Raw genomic sequence first — 15,178 nt, 5'->3', positions numbered from 1 at the left:
GATGCCTTGTTTTACAAGGATGAAGCCCTTGGCTAGATCGTGTAAACGCATTAAAAAAACGATAAATGAAAGAGGTTAATGAATTGATGAATACACAGGAATTATTACAAGCTCTTAAATCAAAAAAATGGCAATCATTGACGCATGATGTTTCTTCGGATATGGCGATATATCAAGCCTTTAATCCCTTAAAAGAGCGAATCCTAACGACCCTAGAAGAAACGGGATCGGATAATCGAGAGTATACTTTAGGGACTTCTCATGGAACTCATATTGATGCTCCAGCGCACTTTATGGCTGGAGGACGTATCTTAAGCGAGATTCCTTTAAAGGAACGCTATTTGCCTTTATATGTCTTGCATCTTGAAGACAAGGTATCCCAAGATTCAGGCTATGCCGTAACGGTGCAGGACATTCTTGATTATGAGGCAGAGTATGGTCGAATCCCAGCGGGTGCCTTTGTGGCATTTTCATCACGCTGGTACCCTCGGATTCACTCTCAGGCTGATTTTACCAATGAGAACGAGGAAGGCGTAGAGGTGACACCAGGCTGGTCGCTAGAAGCTTTGGAACTCTTAAGTCGCGACCGGCAGATTACAGCGATTGGGCATGAGACCTTGAATACGGATGCTGGTCCCCAAGCTGCCCAAGCTGGAGATTTGGTGGCCCAACGCTATTGGTTGAATGAGAATAAATTCCAAGTCGAAGTGATGGCTAATTTGGATCTGGTTCCTGCTGCAGGTGCCATGATTATGATTAATTGTCCACATATTAAGGATGCGGTGGCTTTTCCAGCGGAAGTGATTGCAGTGTGGGATGAAGTGGAATAGCGATTTCTGTGTGCGTATTACTTGCAATCCAGCTTTAAAACCCCTAACTTAGTCTTAAAGACAAGGAGGAGATTGAATGGGAATTTTTGATCAAATAGGTGGTTTGGTTGATTTATTGACCAACAGCCAAGATTTACCAAGTTTAGATAGTTTATCTGCCAAATCAGGAATTGATAAAGGGAGTATTGGGAAGATTCTTTCGCTTGGACTTCCAGCAATTCTTCAAGGAATGAATCATAACAACCAAACCCCGGAAGGACTAGAGTCTTTTTCAGAAGCATTAAATCAGCATGAACAAGCTTTAGACCACTATCAAAGTCCGGATGATTTGTTGAACCAAGCGGATGAAGTGGAAGGCGATAAGGTTCTAGGGCATGTCTTTAAAGATAAGGACTCGATTATTAATCGGATCGCAGATACTTTAGGGATTGAACCTGCAGCAGTCAAGCGTGTTCTAATCTTGATTGCGCCTATGGTTTTAAAATATTTGGCAGACCAACGGCGCAAAAATCAACTCGATAATGAAGGCCTAAAAAAAGAGACCGACCAATTAGCGCGTAAAGCACGTGAGGCCAGTCAAGCCAGTGGGTCAATCTTTGATAAATTATTAGGTTCTAAGGACACTGATTCACAGTCATCGGGTGGCCTTTTAGATACGATTTTAGATTTGATTCGTTAGTTTTGGTGAGGGATATTCTTTGAATTTTCTTTTAGGCTTTGATATGCTGAAAGCGGATAGTATTATCCAAATTATTTAAAAGGAGTGGATTTTCATGGCATTTGACTACAAAGATCACGGAAAAGAACCTCAAGTTTTAAATATTGAGGACTATTCCAAGGAAAATGAAAACTACCGTACGACAATCTGGACGGGGGATAAGTTACAAGTCACGGTGATGTCGATTGCGGTTGGTGATGACATTGGTCTAGAAGTGCACCATGGCATTGATCAATTCTTAAGAATTGAAGCCGGCAAGGGACTCTGCCAAATGGGAGATAAAGAAGATCAGTTGACCTTTGAACAAGAAGTGGGACCTGATGATGCGATCTTTGTTCCTGCTGATAAGTGGCACAATGTAACGAATACCGGCGATGAGCCTTTGAAGCTTTATACCATCTATGCGGGTCCTGATCATGTACCAGGTACGGTTCATAAGACCCACCAAGATGCCAAAGATGATCCAAACGAACATTAATTGTTAATATAAGAAGAGAGCCTCGACTAATCGATTAGTCGAGATCCAATAGACTTGAAGGAAGCTGTGATTTTAGATCGCGGCTTCTTTTTTTACGTTTGAAGTCGGGGTAATTTGTTATCCTTACACCCTCCAGCAAATAATAGGGACGTATTATGGAGTAAAGCCTTTACATTTTGACTCATGAAATTTATAATAAGTTTAATCAAAGAAAGTAGAGGTAGTCGACATGAATTTAGGACTTAACTAAGGAGCTGGCTAAAAGAATCCTGTTTATATAGGGGATTTTATGCGCTAAAGCTCATGGTTAAGTTAACCATGTCTTTTTTATTAGCCATTTTTAGGCAGCTCTTTGGATGTTGTGGTGCAATGATCCAGAAAGGAGTCCTAAAAATGGCTATTTTAGAGTTAAATCACATAAAAAAAACATGGCAAGCAGAATTGATCCTTGAAATTGATCGTTTATTGGTTCAACCACAGGATCGAATTGGTTTAGTGGGAGCCAATGGCTCTGGAAAGTCAACCTTATTGCGGATGATTATGGGGATGGATACGGATTATCAAGGTAGGATTGATCTACGTGTTCCAGTGGACTACCTTCCCCAGATACAAGCCCCCAGCCCTCAATCCGGTGGCGAGGCGACCATAACTGCTTTACAGCCTCTTTTTGTTTGGCCCAAGTCGCTATTAATCTTAGACGAACCGACTGCTAACCTTGACTTAGACCATAAAAATTGTTTGATTCAACAAGTGAAAGATTACCCGGGGGCCGTTTTAATGGTTTCTCATGATCGTGATTTTTTGGATCAAACGGTTGATTGGATTTGGGCGATCGAACAAAGAAGATTAAGCGTTTATAAAGGCAATTATACGGATTATTTAAAGCTTCAAGAAAATAAAAGGGCGAAGCAGTGGCAGGATTATTATCAATATCAAGATCGCCTACAGCGATTGCAAGCAAGTGCCCAAAAACGCTTAGATCGAGCTCAATCTTTTAAAAAGAAAAAAGCGAGCATTTCCTGGTCTGATTATAAGGTCAATAACTTTGCTGGCAAATATGACGCTCAGGAAAAGGCTATGGCTAAGTCGGCTAAGGCCTTAGAACGGCGCATGAATCGTTTAGAAAAAGTAGACAAACCGGTCAAAGAAAAGCGCTATACCTTGAAAGCGCTGGGGCATTTGTCAGATCCATCAAATACCTTGATTCATCTTCAAGATATTGACGTCCAAGTTGATGATAGACTGCTTTTTCATTTGCAGCATTTTAAGCTTCAAAAAGGAGATAAGGTTGGTCTGCTAGGACCGAATAAAGCGGGTAAGACTACTTTTTTGAAAGGGATGGTTAGTCGCAGTCTTCCAGGCTATTATTATGACCAACTGTCAGTGGGATATTTTTCACAAAATTTTGACCAATTGGATCTCAATCAATCTATCTTAGAAAATGTGACCCAAGATAGCGTGCAGTCAATGACTCTGGTTCGTAATTTATTAGCAGGCTTAGGGTTTAATATTGATAAACTAGATCAACGGATATCAACCTTATCTGGCGGAGAACGGGTTCGTTTAAGCTTGGCCAAGGTGCTTTTAGCAGATCATCATCTTCTATTTTTGGATGAACCGACTAATTATTTAGATTTGCCAACTTTGCAGGAATTAGAGGCATTTTTACAGGAATACCCTGGGACTTTTGTGTTGGTATCGCATGATCAGCAATTCATCAAAGAATGTGTTAATCGAAGGTATTATATAAAAGATCAGCAATTATTAAATGAGCAACAAGATACAGACTATTCTGACAGATCTCAGCAAACTTTGTCCTTGCTGCAATTTAAACTTCAGGAAGCCATTAGCAATCCAGAGGTATCTTTAACCGAAATTCGCCAATTGCAAGATCAGATTCAAGACTTGAAAGAAAATATAAAACATAAGAACTAGTGAGGAGATAAATAATGCAAACAGTCTATGATTATCAAAAAGAGGGCCAGCTGAATTCCTATCAAGAAGTCATTCTTAAGAGTGGGTCGCCACGCCGACGTGAACTATTGGGTTTTTTAAGGCCTCAGGTCTTGGTCGAACCGCTTGATGAAAGAGCGATTGAAGAACGCTACATGGCAAAATATCAGCAAGATCCTTATCTTGAGCGGGTGGCTAAGACCTGTTGTGAGATTGCCAAGGGAAAGATTGGGAATGACCTAAGGGATCGTTGTCTGTATATCGCAGCGGATACCGTGGTTGTTCATCATGATCAGATTTATCATAAGCCTAAAGATGATCAAGAGGCCTATAATATGTTGCGGTCCTATTTTGGAAAGACGCATTATGTCATCACGGCGGTATGTATGCGACAGAAAGAATATTTAGATACCTTCTACTGTGTGACGGCAGTTACGTTTGTTCCCTACTATCCAGATTTGGAAGCGCCGATTCGAGCCTATATTCAAAGTGGATCCTGTCTCGATAAGTCGGGGGCTTATGGAATTCAAGAATTAGATCCTCGTTTTGTGGCAAGTATTGAGGGAGATATTCACACGGTGATTGGACTTCCGGTCGCCGAATTAAGCAGACGCTTGAATATTGGATAGTCACTTCTTTGTCTAAGTGTCCACATCAAGATTGTTAGGTAAGCTCACAGATCTCTACATGAAGCTTGCCTTGGGCTTCTAAGGCTTGGGCTATTTGAAGTAGTAGATATTCCTTTCCAATCGCTGCTGTGAAGTGTACGCCCATAGCAAGGCCCGCTTCATCTTGATAGATTGGCAAGGAAATTCCAGGCTGTCCCGTAATATTGAGCAGCGGGCAATAAGAGGTTCTTAGATAGGTAAAATCAAAGGCAGTCTTAGCAACTTGCCATTTTTGTTGGAAGCTCATACTTTCCATGGCTTGAATTTGATCGAGAAGTCCTTGTGGATAGACCAGGTCGCTATTTTTCACAGCAGGAGCTGAACAGGTCGGAGTTAGGAAGAGATCCCAGTCTTGGAGCAGCATTTGCATGTTTTCTACCCATTGATCTTGTTGGCCGGTAAAGTGGATATAAGCACTGGCCGGCATCTGGTCTGCCAGTTGATAAGTTACCCAGGTGAGTGGATCCAGTGCATCAAAGTCAATGGACTGACCATTTTTTTCAAGTTGATGAACTAAGTAACCGGTTTCCGTTGCCATGATGGTGTAGTAGGCCGACATCACTGCGTCGTAATCAACGGGAAGATCGATTTCAATGACTTCATGACCTAAGTCATGAAGACTCAAAACAGCACTTTCAAGGGCTTTTTGAGCTTGGTTACTAAGTTGGTTTCCACGCGGATCCTGGCTTGAATAGGCGATTTTTAAGGGGCGGTCTAGAGGATTTAAGTTGGATTTTTGAATGAGCGGTAAGTGGTCTATGGCTGTATGCTGATCTGCTTGGAAGATTTTAAGCGCATTAAAGACATCACGAACGGATTTAGCCAGTACCAGTTGAGTGGCTAGACCATTGACTGGACGATAGCGATTAGGGCCTTGGGCAATCCGTCCTCGACTAGGCTTTAGACCGATTAGGCCGGTATCGGAAGCCGGGACCCGTATGGATCCACCTGCATCGGATGCTGCCGCAATAGGCGCCATGCCAGACTTAACCGCCGCCGCTGCTCCGCCAGAAGAGCCTCCTGGGTTATAAGCTAAGTTTAAAGGATTGGCAACTTTTCCAAAGTATTTGGAATCAGAAACAGTTTTTAAGCCGAATTCGGGGACATTAGACCGACCCCAATAAACGAGTCCAGCTTTTTGTCCTTGTTGTAAGGCTCGATCAGTTTGAGAGGCGCGGTCTTTTAAGAGCAGGCTAGACCCAGCAGTAGTAGGATGTCCCTGGAAGAATTGGCCGAGATCCTTTAACAAATAAGGGAGCCCATAGAAAGGGGATAGTTCTTGGCGTTCTTGATGATTGAGTTTAGCTAAGGCTAAGTCACGGGCTTTAGCTTGCTCAATCGCAGAGTCTGTATAAACTTCCGTGATCGCATTGAGAAGGGGGTCTAATTTTTCTGTATTTGCAAGGCAAGCTTGGGTTAATTCAAGGCAAGACCATTGGCCTTCTTTAATCCCTTGTCCATAATAACTAGCGTCGTGACTAAATAGCATCGATTTCATCTCCTAAATATGTTTGACTAAGACGGATTAATAAGCGTGTTAATGGGTAAAGAACAATTTCATAGATCGTCTCAAAAAGTGTTCCCCCAATGACCATCGATATTAAAGCCGATAGTGGTAATACTCCCCAAAAGGCTAGAAAGGCAAAAAGTAAATTATCGAGTAATTGGCCAAAGATTGTGGAAGTAATGGCTCTAAAGAAGAGCGAGTCTGGGTAGCTTTGTTTGAGTTGGTCCATAATTTTAGCGTTGACCAAAGACCCAATCAAATAAGCGGTTAGCGAGGCCAAAGAAATTCTCAGGGTAGTCGATAAGATACTCGCAAAAGCTGCTTGATTGGACCAAAAGTTAGAGGGTGGAATGAGGATGGCTAGTTGATAGACTAGACTAGCTACAATCAGAATGACGAAGCCGGTTAGAATCATCCTTTTAGCAATTCGAAAACCAAATACCTCTGTTGTTAGATCTTGAATGATAAAAGCAATTGGTGAAACTAAAATCCCAGTCGTTACGGTAAATTGCCAGAGGTCGAATTGTTTAGTTGCTAAGAGATTCATAGCTAAAAGCGAGCTGGCATAGGCCGCATATAATAAGGGTAATAGGGTTAAGAGTCGTTGTTTTTTCATGGTATCTTCCTTTAATTAAGTATTCCACCAAAAAAGGCGCCACTAGAACTAGAGGCGCCTTCCCTAGTTTTGTTTAGAGACAGGATGGTGTTAATGAACTGTCTATGATAAAAGTTATTAAGTTGCGATTTGTTTAATCTAATTTAAGTTCGATTTGATAACTTGGCCAAGCTTTTTGGAAGAGGAAGCGCCCTTGGCGGACAGAGGCTAGGCATTCGACCCGTCTTCTTTGGGCATCGAAGGCCGAATCAGCATCGAGGACGATGAAGTTAGCCGGTTTACCCGTTTCAAGGCCATATTCCGCTTCAAGTCCCATGAGTTTGGCACCGTTGTAAGTAACAAGGTCTAAGTTATGGTCAAAGTCGCTTTCGCGCATTAATTGGCTAGCATGAATTCCATTATCGAGAATATTCATCATGTTACCAGAACCTGCAGGATACCATAAGTCAACAATTGAATCTTGACCGAAGGCGACGTTAATTTGATGGTCAACAAACTCCTTAACACGAGTTAAGCCCCGTCGCTTTGGATAGGTATCTTGACGTCCTTGAAGGAAAAGATTCTCCGTTGGGCAAGCCACAAAATTAATTCCTGATTGTTTGAAGAGTCCCATCATACGAAAGGCATAGGAATCGTTGGCTGATCCAAAGGAACAGGTATGAGAGGCGGTGGTCAAGCGACCATAGCCTTGTTTTAGGGCTTGGGCATTTAGTAGCTCTAGGAATCGAGCTTGGTCGTCATCTGTTTCATCACAATGGACATCAATGAGCTTATTGTACTTAATCGCTAGTCGAACGATTTCTTTGATCGAATCTTCTCCATCTTCTCGGCACCATTCATTGTGGGGAATTCCTCCGACACAATCTGCTCCGAGTTGAAGGGCTTCTTCAACTAAGTCTCGGCCCGTTTTTCCAGCTTCACAATAGGAGTACATGCCATTTTGAGGGAAAGCAACGACTTGAATGGTGACTAGATCTTTTAACTCTTCTCGGATAGCAATGGCTGCTTTGATGCCTGTCAGATTAGGATCGGTACAGTCTGTTTGAGCTCGGATATATTGGGTGCCATAGGATACAACATCTTTGATGGCTTGTTTCATTCGAGCTTTCATTTCCTCGTAGCTGGTCCCTTTTTTATAATTATTCCATAAGTCGATAGCTTCAAATAAGGTGCCAGATTCGTTTTTAACTTTTGGATCCTGCCCGGTAAAATAATAGTCTAGGTGCAGATGCGAATCCACATAAGGGGGGATGACAAAGCGGCCTTTTAAGTCAACCACTTCATCAGCTTCCTGTAAGTCCTTCCCAAAAGCTTGGAATTTGCCATCTTTGACAAGGATTTCCTGGGCTTGAGGGTGTCCATAGATATGGGCATTGATATATTTTGTAGACATAGCTTACCTCCATTTCTTTTATTTTATGATAGCTTAAGATGAAGGGGATCTCAAGCGGATCTCTGCTTAAAAAAATGATATAATATCAGAAATGATTGAAAAGGAGTGGATCTATGAGTATTCAATTAAGGCCTTTTAAGTCAACGGATCTTGAGACACTCTGGCAACTGGGTTTTTCACAAGTCGATCCAGTTTGGACTAAGACGAACGCCCCTTATTTTGAAGAATATCAAGCTTATTCGGATTCAAAATCTTTTATCGAAAGTGCTTTAGCGGAATTTTTCTTAAGTTCCAATGTTCAGGCTGTTTTTTATCAAGGGGAATTGGTTGGTATGGTTTCTCGCTATTGGGAAAGTCAAAAAACGCGTTGGATGGAAGTGGGGATTGTGATTTATGCTGATGACCTGTGGTCAAAAGGAATTGGCACTCAAGCCCTGACGAAGTGGGTTGGTCAGACTTTTGAAGCCTTTCCTAGCATTAATCATCTCGGCTTAACGACTTGGTCGGGTAATCCAGCGATGATGGCTTTGGCACGTAAGATTGGTTTTCAAGAAGAAGGGCGCATTCGTCAAGTGCGTTATTGGCAAGGCTATTACTATGACAGTATGAAGTATGGTGTATTAAGGTCGGAATGGAAATTCTAATAAGGAGTGAAGTAAAATGGATTTGTATCAAGCAGTGGCAGATAAATTAGCGGAATTATCGATGGATTATCAAATCGTGGAACATCCACCAGCATTAACCACTGAAGAAGCCGATTCCTATATTGAAGGCATTGAAGGGGTTCGGACTAAGACCATGTTTTTAACCAACCGCAAGAAGACTGCTTATTATCTGTTAATTATGGATGATCAAAAACGCCTAGATATGGATCTTTTTAAGGAGCTAGTGGGAGAAAAGAAAATTCGCATGGCTTCAGAGGAGTCTTTGATGGAAAAGATGCATCTATCGGCTGGAGTGGTCTCCCCCTTTGGACTATTGAATAATGACGAGCATGACATCAAGGTATACATTGACCAAGAAATTATGGATCAAACTAGAATGTCTTTTCACCCTAATACCAATGAAAAAACAATCTTTATAGCAACGCAGGACCTGATTGATTTTCTGGAATCAATTGGACATCCTGCTCATATTATTGAGCTTTAGGCGAATGGGTAAGGAGTAAGAGTATGTCGAATGAACGTGAAAATTTAGAGGTTTTAGTAACCTTTGATGCGGGCTATGTTGGCCCTTTTAAGACTCTGGCAAAATCCCTCGCATTGACGAATAGCCATTTTGCAATTCGTTTCTGGTTTTTGCATGATCAAATGGACGAGCTAGTATTAGAGGATTTAAAAGTCTTCTGTCAAGGATTAGGTTGTCTTTGGCAGGATATTTCACTAGAAGAAGAGGTCTTTTCAGGTTCAAAGACCACCGATCGTTATCCAATTGCCATGTATTATCGCTTGTTGGCAGGGGATTTTCTACCTAAATCTTTGAAGCGAGTTTTATATTTAGATCCGGATATTTTAGTGATTAACCCCCTAGATGCCTTATGGCAAATGGACCTTCAAGGTCAGATTTTTGCAGCGGCTTCGCATAATGGAATTTTGAACTTGTCAAAGGGTGTTAACAATGTTCGACTGAAGACAGACCATGCATTTTTTAATACGGGTGTACTATTAATGGACTTGGATCGTATGCGGTTAGAGGTGAAGCAAGCAGCTATTTTTGCTTTGATTGAATCAAAAGACCAGGAACTCATCTATCCGGACCAAGATGTGTTTAATATTCTTTATGGTAAGCATTCGTTGGAAATCGATGATACCTTGTGGAATTTTGATCCTCGTTTTTATCCCATTTATCTTTTGCGAAGTGGGGGAGATAATGACTTGTCTTGGGTGATGGATCATACGGCTATCCTACATTTTTGTGGCCGTAAAAAGCCCTGGCTTGATTCCGGTTATAATTACTTTACTGGGCTATACAAACATTATCAAAAGCTGCCTTTGCCTTCACAGTATGTGCAATTCAAAGACGACGACAGCCATTAATGTGTAAGCGAAAGCTATTGATCGAGCTTATAAAAATAAGCCCATCAATAAATGATTATTTTGGGTGAGAAAGCCATGTCCTTTTCACTGGCTCGAAAATCCAATAGTTGTAATTTTTAAATCCGAAAATTTATTTCAAAAACTGAACCCTTCCTCTGCTGTGGCGGATCGCCTAGAGCCTCCTTTAGATGAGGAAGTATGGGCCTTTTCACTGGCTATTAAAATAAATCCAATCCCACGGCTGTGGTGGACCGCCAAGAGCCTTCTAAAGAAGTCTCTTTGGCTCAGCTGGCTACTCAAAGACTAAGCGCTAAAGCGCCAAGACTTTGATGTGCGCCAGCTGTCCTTTGACCACGGCTGTGGGATTGGATTTATTTTTATCGCCTGTTTCAAGGCTCTAGCATAACTACTTGATAGACGGCATAACCAAACGATTAAAGAAAGTCACTTCTGAGGCATTCTTATAAATATCTAAAATGAATAGTACCCAGTCTAATAAATTGGATAAATCTTTCATTATATTAAAAATTTAAGATCAGGATTGTCAAATTAAGGTTAGCTTTTATGAATTACCATAACAAATGGAATTATTTATATAGTTTTCATTCTTTAAAGAGAGTTGTTAAATATATTCAATCGTCAATGAGAATCATTTCAGTAAATTCTTTTCTTGATTATAGAGACTGCTTATCCATGAGTAGCCTCTTAAGCCGGCGGGACTCCAGCGGAGGCCATAGTCGGTCCGTCATAGTTTAAGTTGAATTATGCCTAGGATCTATTTTCTAAAAGTGTTTTGATACCGGGGCTCACTATTAGCTTAGAGTCTTTTGTGATCGCGATAAATTCGATTCCTTCTTTTTGAGCAAGTGGGGCTTGACTGGTGAAATCAACAAATAGTCTCGTTGACCATATTTCTGCCTGTAGTGATTGGGGACTGAGAACGGAGACGCTCGCCAAAGGACTATCGCTTGGATAGCCAGTGTTTGAGTCGAGGATATGATGACGTACAATATGTGTTTGAGGGTCAAGAAAATGACGTTCATAAATCCCACTGGTTACTAGGCTTTGATCATTGAGGGGCAGTGTTATCAACCACTGCCCTCGATTTTTTCTAGGGTCTTGGATACCGACGTGCCAATGACCGTCCGGATGATCAATATTTCCTGCTAGGGCTAGTAGATTTCCCCCTAAATCGATGAGACCAGATCGAACCCCCTTTTGAATCCAATATATTTTAAGTAGATCAGCAAAATAGCCCTTAGCAACTCCTCCTAAATCCAAACTCATTCCCTTTTTTCTGAGGAAGACAGATTGATCCTTTGAATTGAGTTCGATTTCTTGGGGAGACAACAAAGTAAGACATTTTTTAAGGTTAGAAGCGGAAGGGCTCGTTTGACCACCAAATCCAATTTTCCATTGTTTAACCAGTGGGCCGATTGCAATATTCAAGCGCCTTTGGCTATCGAGGCTGGCTTGCTTGCCAATCTTGATTAATTCATAGAGATCTGCTTCAACCTGAACGGGATGCTGTCCTGCTGCTTGATTGATTTTTTGTAAGGAACTGGTCTGCCCAAAAGCTGTAAAACGTTGAGCGAGATCTAAGAGAAAAGCCTGGCTTTCCTTTAACACCTGGTCGGCTTGGGGATGAATTAAGCTCAAGCGGATCTGAGTGGCCATAGCTGGGAATTCAAGGGTTTGGTAAGAGCTAGTCATCGTTTTTCCTCAAAGAAGCAGCTGGATCGGCAATGATGCAGACGCATTCTGGTGCTGGAATGGCGGAATGGAGGAAGTGTAAGCTTCCTTTTTGTGGGTGGCGCTTAAAAACAGATAAAAATTCAGAATCTTGGTGGGGAACGAGTAGATAATCTTCTGTTTGACTAAGACAACAATCCCTCGGAATTTGACCATGGCTAGGGATGGTTTGAATGCACTTCAACTGGCCGGTTCTTTGATTTATTTCAAAAACGGTAATTTGGTTGATAAATCGCGAGGTCACATATAAAAAATGCCCATCCTGACTTAATTTGATGGCGGCACCGCTAGCTTCTTGCTGATTTTTTCCCTCATTAGTCTGGATATTTGGATAGGAGTCGCCCCATTCAAGCTGTCCATCAAGTTGGATCGTTAGGAATGCGGTTGTATTAGCTAACTCATTGACCAAGTATCCCCACTTTCCGTTAGGATGAATCACTAAATGACGGGGACCACTGCCAGCTGGGGTGGGCATATGGTGTTTGAGGGTCAAGTCACCCAGAGAATCGATGCGATAGGATAAGACCTCATCACCACCAAGATTACAGACGTAAAGCCAATTTTGATCGCTACTTAAACAAGCACAGTGGATACGTGATTGATCTTGTACTGGGAGTAGGGAGTTTTTTTGGTGGTTTAGGCTTTGACGATGGTGCAATTGGCATTGGTCATCAAAATGATAGTGGTCGAGGGTACCTAGATGATAATTTGAAAGGTAGAGGCTCCGTGAAGATTCCCGGTAACAGATATGACAAGCTGAGACCTGGCTGGTTAAGCATCGGTCGACTTCTTGAAAGTTGCCATCAGCCTGACGCTCATAGGCGACTACGCCGCTTAGAGGTTGATCTTTAATAATTGAGAAGAGGAATCTTCCATCCTTTGACAGGCAGAGATAGGTGGGACTATTTAACTCGGCGATCTGACGTTGACGATGAGTGGTGTTTTTTGAAAAATCAAAAATATTTAACTGAGAAATTCCTTTGTTGGATAGACGGGTGTATCCGCCAAGAATGAAGCTTTCCATGTTTACCTCCTAAAATGATGATGGTGACTTTAACATTTTCTAACGGTTTTCAAATCGACTCTTCATCCCAAATTATGTTAGAATGAGGTTGATTAAACTTATAAGAAGGGGTGCCCTATGAATGCGAAGCAACATACCCAATCCAAGACCCCTTGGAAAAGGCCAATCGTAGAGAATCGATTATTTATGAATTTATTAATGCTTTTATTGGTTCTCTTAGTTTTGTTTGTTTTTACTAAGATCGCCTATCTTTTTGAACCAGTATGGATCTTTTTGCAATTTTTTGCTTTTCCTTTTGTAGCAACGGGGATTTTCTATTATCTATTTTCGCCGATTGTGGTCAAATTATCAAGGCGTGGTATGAACCGCCATTTGGCGATCTGGTTGATCTATGTAAGTGTTATTCTCTTGGCTATTTGGGGGGTAGCGACTTTAGTACCGATTGTCCAATCACAAACTCGGTCCTTTATGGACAACTTACCTAGCTATCTTCATTCGTTGAACAGTATTTTAGAGAGCAATCCGCTCCTGCCGGACTTAGAGACGACTTACCCGAGTCTAGCCCACCAGTTAGATCAGTTGGATATCAATCGTTTTATTCAGGATGTTCAGCCCTTGGTATCAACGACTTTTGGGGGATTAACTAACGTTCTAGGAACCGTCTCAACGGTAGTGGCAGGATTAGTAACGATACCAGTCTTGCTCTATTATATGCTCTTAGAAGGCTACCACTTAATTCCAACTATTCTTTATTTTGTGCCGAATAAATATCGATCGACCGTTAAAACTATCATCTACCAATCGCATTATCAAGTGGGACGTTATATTCGAGGACAGATCCTGGTTGCGATCGTTGTCGGTTTAATGTTTGCATTTGGTTTTTCGGTGATTGGATTAGATTATTCGATTACACTCGGACTATTAGCCATGGTATTAAATGTGGTGCCTTATATTGGATCGATCCTTGCAGCGGTACCGGCCTTGATTATCGGCTTAACCGTTTCACCTTTTATGTTTATAAAAGTCGTAATGGTCTTAGCTATTGAGAATTTTATTGAAGGACGTTTAGTGCAGCCACATATCCTGGGGTCTAATTTGAAAATTCATCCTGTAACGATTCTCCTAGTTCTTTTAGGAGCTGGCCGTTTGTTTGGTTTAACGGGAGTGATCTTAGGAGTACCTGCTTTTGCAGTGATTAAAGTTGTTTTTACAGAGCTTTACCAAATTTATCGCGACCGTTCGTCCTTATACAAAGATGATGACATTAAAGATTCACAGAAATTTGACTCAAAAAGGACGTTCGAAAAGGAAACTGGTCAATTTAAATCGGATTCCTGTCAAGAATCAGCGACAGAGGATCAACTTGATAACTAAGAGAGGAGCTTAGTAATGGGTGTGTTAATTAATGGACTCGTGATAATCGTGTTTAGTTTGGTAGGCTTGCTGTTAAGAGGTGGAATTCAACCCAGAATACATGAGCGGTTAATGCAAGGAATCGCTCTTTGTATTTTAACGATTGGAATTCAAGGAACCATAAGTGGAAAGAATACCATTGTAATGATTCTTTCTATGATTGTAGGAACCTATATTGGAGAACGTATTGATATTGATAAGGCGGTTACCAATGGCATTCATTTTTTGGAGCTTAAGTTCGTTGGTCAAAAAAAGGAAGCAGTGGATAACCAGTTTGGGCAGGCCTTTATATCAGCGGTCATGATTTTTTGTATCGGTTCCATGGCAATCTTAGGTTCCCTGCAAGCCGGGCTTCAAGGAGATAATACAACCCTGTATACGAAGTCTATTTTGGATGGGATTACTGCACTATTATTAGCTTCCTCTTTAGGGGTGGGTGTGGCTTTTTCTTCAATTCCAGTAGTGATTGTTGAAGGATGCATTATGTTAATGGCTCAGGTGTTAGCCCCTATTCTATCGGATGCGGTCGTAACGGAGATCGTATCTGTCGGGTCACTCTTGTTGATTGCCTTGGCTTTGAATATTATGAACGTGACCAATTTCAAGGTCTTGAATCATATTCCAGCCATGTTGCTGCCTCCTGTTTTTATTTATCTATTAAGCTTTTTAATGTAAGTATCAGCAAATTATGACTTTAACGGATCGATTATAAAAATCAATCCTATAGGCTGCTGCATGTCAATCAAAAAAATTACCTCAAAACTGAACCCTTCCTCTGCTGTGGCGGATC

Annotated in this window: 15 protein-coding genes; 10 read left to right on the top strand and 5 right to left on the bottom strand. The window is 41.4% G+C overall.

The features are described 5' to 3' along the window. Positions 1-86 precede the first annotated feature (86 nt). The 5 genes from HMPREF2758_RS07960 (at position 87) to HMPREF2758_RS07940 (ending at position 4,608) form a co-directional block, all read left to right on the top strand. Positions 87-830, top strand: a complete 744-nt coding sequence (locus HMPREF2758_RS07960; protein ID WP_070609947.1) for a cyclase family protein — start codon at positions 87-89, stop codon at positions 828-830. Between the two features lie 76 nt (positions 831-906). Then, positions 907-1,509, top strand: a complete 603-nt coding sequence (locus tag HMPREF2758_RS07955; protein WP_070609945.1) for a DUF937 domain-containing protein — start codon at positions 907-909, stop codon at positions 1,507-1,509. Between the two features lie 94 nt (positions 1,510-1,603). Continuing rightward, positions 1,604-2,026, top strand: a complete 423-nt coding sequence (locus HMPREF2758_RS07950; protein WP_070609944.1) for a cupin domain-containing protein — start codon at positions 1,604-1,606, stop codon at positions 2,024-2,026. A gap of 393 nt (positions 2,027-2,419) precedes the next feature. Next, positions 2,420-3,961, top strand: coding sequence for a ribosomal protection-like ABC-F family protein (gene abc-f / locus HMPREF2758_RS07945; protein WP_070609942.1), 1,542 nt, complete (start codon positions 2,420-2,422; stop codon positions 3,959-3,961). Between the two features lie 14 nt (positions 3,962-3,975). Next, the gene (locus HMPREF2758_RS07940) at positions 3,976-4,608 is read left to right on the top strand and encodes a Maf family protein (protein WP_070609940.1); all 633 of its coding nucleotides are present in this window, start codon (positions 3,976-3,978) and stop codon (positions 4,606-4,608) included. A 34-nt stretch (positions 4,609-4,642) separates the two neighbouring features. Here HMPREF2758_RS07940 and HMPREF2758_RS07935 read toward each other — a convergent pair whose 3' ends face one another. From HMPREF2758_RS07935 to HMPREF2758_RS07925, 3 genes are all read right to left on the bottom strand, one after another. After that, positions 4,643-6,136: an amidase family protein gene (locus HMPREF2758_RS07935; RefSeq protein WP_070609938.1), complete on the bottom strand. Its 1,494-nt coding sequence runs from the start codon at positions 6,134-6,136 to the stop codon at positions 4,643-4,645. After that, complete coding sequence (locus HMPREF2758_RS07930) at positions 6,126-6,770, bottom strand: queuosine precursor transporter (protein ID WP_070609936.1); 645 nt, start codon at positions 6,768-6,770, stop codon at positions 6,126-6,128. Before HMPREF2758_RS07930 ends, HMPREF2758_RS07935 begins: the two co-directional genes overlap by 11 nt. A 133-nt stretch (positions 6,771-6,903) precedes the next feature. Continuing rightward, the gene (locus HMPREF2758_RS07925) at positions 6,904-8,163 is read right to left on the bottom strand and encodes an amidohydrolase family protein (RefSeq protein ID WP_070609934.1); all 1,260 of its coding nucleotides are present in this window, start codon (positions 8,161-8,163) and stop codon (positions 6,904-6,906) included. Positions 8,164-8,276: 113 nt separating this feature from the next. On the opposite strand from HMPREF2758_RS07925, the gene HMPREF2758_RS07920 reads away from it, so the two are divergent. From HMPREF2758_RS07920 to HMPREF2758_RS07910, 3 genes are read left to right on the top strand one after another with little or no spacing between them, the layout of a single operon-like run. Continuing rightward, a complete protein-coding gene (locus HMPREF2758_RS07920) occupies positions 8,277-8,807 on the top strand; it encodes a GNAT family N-acetyltransferase (RefSeq protein ID WP_070609932.1) in 531 nt (176 codons plus the stop codon). Positions 8,808-8,823: 16 nt separating this feature from the next. Then, positions 8,824-9,312, top strand: coding sequence for a prolyl-tRNA synthetase associated domain-containing protein (locus tag HMPREF2758_RS07915; RefSeq protein ID WP_070609930.1), 489 nt, complete (start codon positions 8,824-8,826; stop codon positions 9,310-9,312). A 23-nt stretch (positions 9,313-9,335) separates the two neighbouring features. Then, positions 9,336-10,199 carry a glycosyltransferase family 8 protein gene (locus HMPREF2758_RS07910; protein WP_070609928.1) on the top strand — a complete coding sequence of 288 codons (864 nt, stop codon included), beginning with the start codon at positions 9,336-9,338 and terminating at the stop codon, positions 10,197-10,199. Between the two features lie 768 nt (positions 10,200-10,967). Here HMPREF2758_RS07910 and HMPREF2758_RS07905 read toward each other — a convergent pair. After that, positions 10,968-11,912: an FAD:protein FMN transferase gene (locus HMPREF2758_RS07905; RefSeq protein WP_070609926.1), complete on the bottom strand. Its 945-nt coding sequence runs from the start codon at positions 11,910-11,912 to the stop codon at positions 10,968-10,970. Then, positions 11,905-12,975, bottom strand: a complete 1,071-nt coding sequence (locus tag HMPREF2758_RS07900; protein WP_070609925.1) for a lactonase family protein — start codon at positions 12,973-12,975, stop codon at positions 11,905-11,907. The genes HMPREF2758_RS07905 and HMPREF2758_RS07900 overlap by 8 nt, the downstream gene beginning before the upstream one ends. Before the next feature lie 117 nt (positions 12,976-13,092). Here HMPREF2758_RS07900 and HMPREF2758_RS07895 point away from each other — a divergent pair, with 117 nt between their 5' ends. Continuing rightward, positions 13,093-14,349 carry an AI-2E family transporter gene (locus tag HMPREF2758_RS07895; protein ID WP_070609923.1) on the top strand — a complete coding sequence of 419 codons (1,257 nt, stop codon included), beginning with the start codon at positions 13,093-13,095 and terminating at the stop codon, positions 14,347-14,349. Between the two features lie 15 nt (positions 14,350-14,364). Beyond that, on the top strand, positions 14,365-15,063 hold the full coding sequence (locus HMPREF2758_RS07890; RefSeq protein ID WP_070609920.1) for a DUF554 domain-containing protein: 699 nt from the start codon (positions 14,365-14,367) through the stop codon (positions 15,061-15,063). Positions 15,064-15,178: the final 115 nt, after the last annotated feature.

The sequence above is a fragment of the Facklamia sp. HMSC062C11 genome, assembly GCF_001810675.1.
Lineage (GTDB): Bacteria > Bacillota > Bacilli > Lactobacillales > Aerococcaceae > Facklamia > Facklamia hominis.
This window is presented reverse-complemented; position numbering and strand designations above follow the sequence as displayed.